Annotated in this window: 3 protein-coding genes; all 3 read right to left on the reverse strand. The window is 64.1% G+C overall.

Annotated features, from left to right (window positions below; genetic code table 11):
* Nucleotides 1-38: 38 nt before the first annotated feature.
* A complete protein-coding gene (locus tag NP534_RS25420) occupies nucleotides 39-3386 on the reverse strand; it encodes a DEAD/DEAH box helicase (RefSeq protein WP_274100548.1) in 3348 nt (1115 codons plus the stop codon).
* A 1-nt stretch (nucleotide 3387) separates the two neighbouring features.
* Nucleotides 3388-3960, reverse strand: a complete 573-nt coding sequence (locus NP534_RS25425; RefSeq protein ID WP_156310706.1) for a CsiV family protein — start codon at nucleotides 3958-3960, stop codon at nucleotides 3388-3390.
* A 9-nt stretch (nucleotides 3961-3969) separates the two neighbouring features.
* Nucleotides 3970-5439: TRCF domain-containing protein (locus NP534_RS25430; RefSeq protein WP_274100549.1), on the reverse strand; the 1470-nt coding region annotated here is incomplete at its 5' end.

A 5439-nucleotide genomic window follows, 5' to 3' on the forward strand; every position in this document is an offset into this window, starting at 1 on the left:
TCTGAAGGCGCCGAAAACCCCAAGCGGACGCCGTAAGCTCAGCGCCCGCGCTTGCCAGGCAGCGGCGCGAACAGTGCTTCGATCTCCTCATCCCCCAACCGCCACTGCCCTGCCTGCCCACCATCGAGCAGGCTTGAGGCCAGTGCCGCCTTCTCCTGCTGCAACAACTGGATTTTCTCTTCCACGGTGCCGCGGGTGATCAGCTTGAACACGAACACCGGCTTGTCCTGGCCAATGCGGTAAGCGCGGTCGGTGGCCTGGTTCTCGCTGGCCGGGTTCCACCAGGGGTCGAAGTGGATCACCGTGTCTGCAGCCGTCAGGTTCAGCCCGGTGCCACCTGCCTTGAGGCTGATCAGAAACACCTCGCTGTCCCCCTGCTGGAATGCCTGCACCGGTGTGCGGCGGTCACGGGTGTCGCCGGTCAGCAGGCTGTAACGGACTTTGCGCTTCTGCAGTTCCTGCTCGATCAGTGCCAGCATCGAGGTGAACTGGGAGAACAACAATACCCGGCGGCCTTCACTGAGCAGCTCTTCGAGCATTTCCAGAAGCGCCCCGAGCTTGCCCTTGTCTGCCTGGTTGCCCTTGGTTTCAACGCCCTTCACCAGGCGCAGGTCGCAGCACACCTGGCGTAACTTGAGCAGGGCGTCGAGGATGATGATCTGGCTGCGCGAGGCACCATTGCGGGCAATCTCGTCGCGAACCTTCTTGTCCATGGCCACGCGCACGGCCTCGTAGGTATCGCGCTGGGCATCGCTGAGCTCGACCCAGTGGACCATTTCGGTCTTGGCAGGCAGCTCGGTGGCTACCTGCTCTTTGGTTCGGCGCAGCAGGAACGGGCGGATGCGGCTGGCCAGGTGGGCCAGGCGCTCGGTATCGCCATGGCGTTCGATCGGGGTCCGGTAGTCCTGGTTGAAGTGCTTGAGGTCGCCCAGCCAGCCAGGCATCAGGAAGTGGAAGATCGACCACAACTCGCCGAGGTTGTTTTCCATGGGCGTGCCGGTCAGGCACAGGCGTTGTTCGGCCTGCAATTCGCAGACGGCGAGGGCCGCCTTGCTGGTGCTGCTTTTGATGTTCTGCGCCTCGTCGAGCACCAGCAAGTGCCAAGGCTGCGCGCGCAGGTGTTCGAGGTCGCGGGGTACCAGGGCGTAGGTGGTCAGGACCAGGTCGTAGTCATGCAGCGCGGCAAAATGCTTGCTGCGCCCCGGGCCGTGTAGCGCCAGCACGCGCAGGTCGGGGGCGAAGCGTTGGGCTTCGTCGAGCCAGTTCGGTACCAGGCTGGTCGGCATCACGGCCAGGGCCGGGGCGGTCAGGCGCCCGGATTGTTTTTCCAGCAGCAGGTGCGCCAGGGCCTGCAGGGTCTTGCCCAGGCCCATGTCATCGCCGAGGATGCCGCCGGTACCCATTTCGCGCAGGGCCTGCAACCAGTTCAGGCCTTGTTGCTGATAGGGGCGCAGGGTGGCGTTCAACTGCGTGGGCGGCTCGACCTGCAGGTCGCGCGCGTCGCGCAAGCGCTTGCCCAAATCGCGCACATGCGCACCACCTTCCCAGTGCAACGGCAGGTGATCGAGTTCGTTCAGGCGCGCGGCATCGGCGCGGTCCAGACGCAGCGAGGGGCCTGCGGCGTGTTCATGCAGGTACAGTTCGCCAAGGGTGCCCATGACGGCCTTGATGCGGCCGTAGGGCAGGGCGACGCGCAACGCAGGGCTGTCGAGGCGACCGCGGTTGAGGTCGATCAGCAGGTGTTCGTCATCGCTGCGCCGGGCCAGTTCGGTGGCGCGCAGCAGCTCCGGGTTGCTGCGCAGTAACTGCAGCACGATCGGTAGCAGGCTGTGGCGCTGGCCATCGACCACGATGCCCAGCTCCAGGTCGAACCATTCATGGCCGGGGGCTTCGTCAATGTTGGCGTACCAGTCGTCCACCTCTTGCAGGTTGAAGGCAAAATCACGGTGGATATCGATCACCCAGCCGTCTTCACGCAGGCGCGCCAAGTCGTTGCGGGCAAAGTGCAGCCAGGCTTCGTCATCCGGCAACTGGTGCATCTCGCCGGCGCTGTCGGGCAGGGCTTTGCTCTGCCGGGTGGCGGCCTTGAAGCCCAGGTCGCGCAAGGCTTTGCGCAGTGCCTGCTCGGCTTTGGGATGGCGGCGAATGCGCTGGCTGGTGGCATCCACCAGGCGGGTCAGTGGCTTGTCGTCGCTGCCGCTGGTGCGCAGGCCATCGTAGTCGAACGACAGCGCGGCGCGGTGCTGCATCTGGCGCTGCATGCGGCCGGTCTTGGGCATGTAGGCGCTGAATTCGAGGCTGCCCAAGGTCAGGTGAGGGCGCGGCTGGATGTCATCGATCTGTTCGCTGCGCACGGGTGTGGGGGTCGGTACCTGCCGGTTCAACGCATTCAATCGATGGCTCAGCGGGATGATCAGGTGCTCGGGAACTGTGGGTGCGCTCGCCAACTGACTGGCAATGAACGGGTCAAGGTCATGCAGCAGCTTGCCGGTCTGCCCGTTCTGGGTGTCCACGTAATAAAGTGGGTCGAGCGGCAGTGCCAGCCGGTGGGCATGTTCATCATGGTGCCAGGCGCCGCGATAGCTACCGTTGTCCAGCCGCACCCAGCGAAATTCGGCAGGCAGGTCCGGGCCTTGGGCCAGTGGAGCCTGTTGTTCGTCGTACAGCAAGCGGCCGGTGGCCAGCGCATACTCATAGAGTTCGGCGCCCTTTTTGCCTTCCAGTCGCGCAATCGGCAGGCTGTAATCCTTGCCGAGGGCATCGATCAGCCGCAGTGCGCGCAAGTCCTCATCGGTCACGTATTTGGGCGTGTAGTAGATGAGCTCGGGCATCGAACTGGGGCGGCCCAGCTTCAAGGTGCCATCGGCCTGCCGGGTGCCTTTGAAAACGCTGAGCATGCATTGGCCATGGTTGTTGCTCACCACGTAGTAGAGTGCGGGGCCTTTTCGCTTTGCAGGCTCCGCAGTGGGTGCTGCTGGTAGTTCCAGCGCCTCCACCCAGTGCGCGAGTTCGGGGGGCAGTTCAAGGGATTGCTGCGCTGACTGCGTGGCAGCAAGGGGCTGGTCTGGCGCGCCTTCGATAAAGTCCGGGCCACGTTCCAGCACATAGAGCGCCGCCGCGCAGTGCTTGCAATTGTCACCGACCGGGCACGAGCACGTTCCCTCGCATTCAAGGCCGTCCTCGGTCATGTCCAGTTCGATGCGTTGGTAGTATTCGCGGCCGCCGGAACCCGCGCATTGAGCGCGGATGGTCAGGTTGAGGATCGATACGATCTTGCTCCTGCCATCCTCGGCATAGTCCAGGCCGCGCTGCAGGGTTTTGCGGTCAAACGTGAACGTCCACCCGTCATGCTCGCGGACGAAGAACTGCGCATCGCTCTCGCTCACATCACTGCTCCATCATCTCCGGGTCCATCGCTGGCAACTTGCGCATCCCGGCCGGGGTCACCTTCAGCAGCACCGCCAGGTGCCCGCCGTCGAGGAAGGTCAGCTGGCCGGCCTTGACGTTGCTGTTGCTCTGCTTGAATTGCTCGCTGCGCAGCACGCTACCGTTGCTGTCGAGCTGGTTGACCCAGAAGTTGGCCTGTACGGCAATGAAGCGGCCTTCGGCAATGCTCAGGTTGCCTTCGATGGGGAAGTGGCCGAACTGCTCTTCACCCTCGCTCAGGGCGATGCGGCTGGGCTCGCTGCCGGCCTGTTGCTGCCAGGCCTTGTGCATGAGCACGGTGTAGTCGGCGGTGGCCTGCAGGCGGGTGACCTCGTCCTCCAGGCCCAGCGGGCGCTCGGCCGCCTTGTCCAGGGGGTTGCCGTCGGCGCGCCAGTTTTCCGGCGCAAACGGGCTGGTGAAGGCGGGCACGCTGTTTTGCCGCACCAGGATCATTTCTACCTGATACACCCCTTCGGCGAAGGCTGTTGGCGCGAACAGCGCCAGCAGCAGGGTCAGGCAACGGATGGCACGCATGGATCTTCCTTAGGCAGGCTGTGGGGTCAGGCGCTCGAACAGCGCCTCAAGGGTATTGAAACGTTCGTCGGGGCGTTCCATCGGGACCAGGAAGCGGAACTGGGTGGCGCCTTCGAATTTGTAGCGTTTGGGCTGGCCCTGGATCAGCTTGATCAAGGTCAGCGGGTCGACCGGTGTTTCGGCCTCGAACTCGAGCTTACCGCCGTTGGGGCCGGCATCGACTTTCTTGATGCCGAGCTTTTCCGCCTGCAGTTTGAGCGAGGTCAGGCGCATCAGGTTCTTGGTCGGCTCGGGCAGCAGGCCGAAGCGGTCGATCATCTCGACCTGCAGGTCCTTGAGGCCCTCTTCGTCGGCCGCCGAGGCGATGCGCTTGTAGAGGATCAGCCGTGCATGCACATCGGGCAGGTAGTCTTCGGGGATCAGCGCTGGCAGGCGCAGATTGATCTCTGGGCCGCCACCGAGCGGTTGCTCCAGGTTCGGCTGGTTGCCCTTGCGGATCGCCTTGACGGCGCGTTCGAGCATTTCCATGTAGAGGGTGAAGCCCACGGCCTGGATCTGCCCGCTCTGGCCTTCGCCAAGCAGTTCGCCGGCGCCGCGGATTTCCAGGTCGTTGGTGGCCAGAACAAAACCGGCCCCCAGGTCCTGGGTATTGGCGATGGCTTCGAGGCGCTTCTCGGCGTCGCTGCTGACCTTCTGCCGTGCCGGGGTCAGCAGGTAGGCGTAGGCCTGGTGGTGGCTGCGCCCGACCCGGCCGCGCAACTGGTGCAACTGGGCCAGGCCGAACTTGTCGGCGCGCTCGATGACGATGGTGTTGGCACTGGGCACGTCGATGCCGGTCTCGATGATGGTCGAGGCGATCAGCACGTTGAAGCGCTTGTGGTAGAAGTCGCTCATTACCTGTTCCAGCTCGCGCTCGCGCATCTGCCCGTGGCCGATGCCGATGCGTGCTTCCGGCACCAGTTCGGCGAGGTCTGCGGCGCATTTTTCGATGGTTTTCACATCGTTGTGCAGGTAATACACCTGGCCGCCGCGCAGCAGTTCACGCAGCAGTGCTTCTTTGACCGTGCTGTTGTTGTGCTCCATGACGAAGGTACGCACCGACAGGCGTCGCGCCGGTGGCGTGGCGATGATCGACAAGTCGCGCATGCCGGCCACGGCCATGTTCAGGGTGCGTGGAATCGGCGTGGCGGTCAGGGTGAGGATGTCCACCTCGCTGCGCAGCGCCTTGAGCTGTTCCTTCTGGCGTACGCCAAAGCGGTGCTCTTCGTCGATCACCACCAGGCCCAGGTCCTTGAAGCGGACATCGTCCTGCAGCAGCTTGTGGGTGCCGATGAGGATGTCGATCTTGCCCTCGGCAAGGTCTGCCGCAGCGCTGGCCACTTCCTTGGCCGACTTGAAGCGGCTCATCACTTCGACCGTCACCGGCCAGTCGGCGAAGCGGTCGCGGAAGCTGTTGTAGTGCTGTTGGGCGAGCAGGGT

It is taken from the genome of Pseudomonas sp. 39004, assembly GCF_028682155.1.
GTDB classification, from domain to species: Bacteria; Pseudomonadota; Gammaproteobacteria; order Pseudomonadales; family Pseudomonadaceae; genus Aquipseudomonas; species Aquipseudomonas capeferrum.

Coding starts and splice junctions, on each gene's coding strand:
- NP534_RS25425 (WP_156310706.1), bottom strand. CDS start 3,960: ATGCGTGCCATCCGTTGCCTGACCCTGCTGCTGGCGCTGTTCGCGCCA.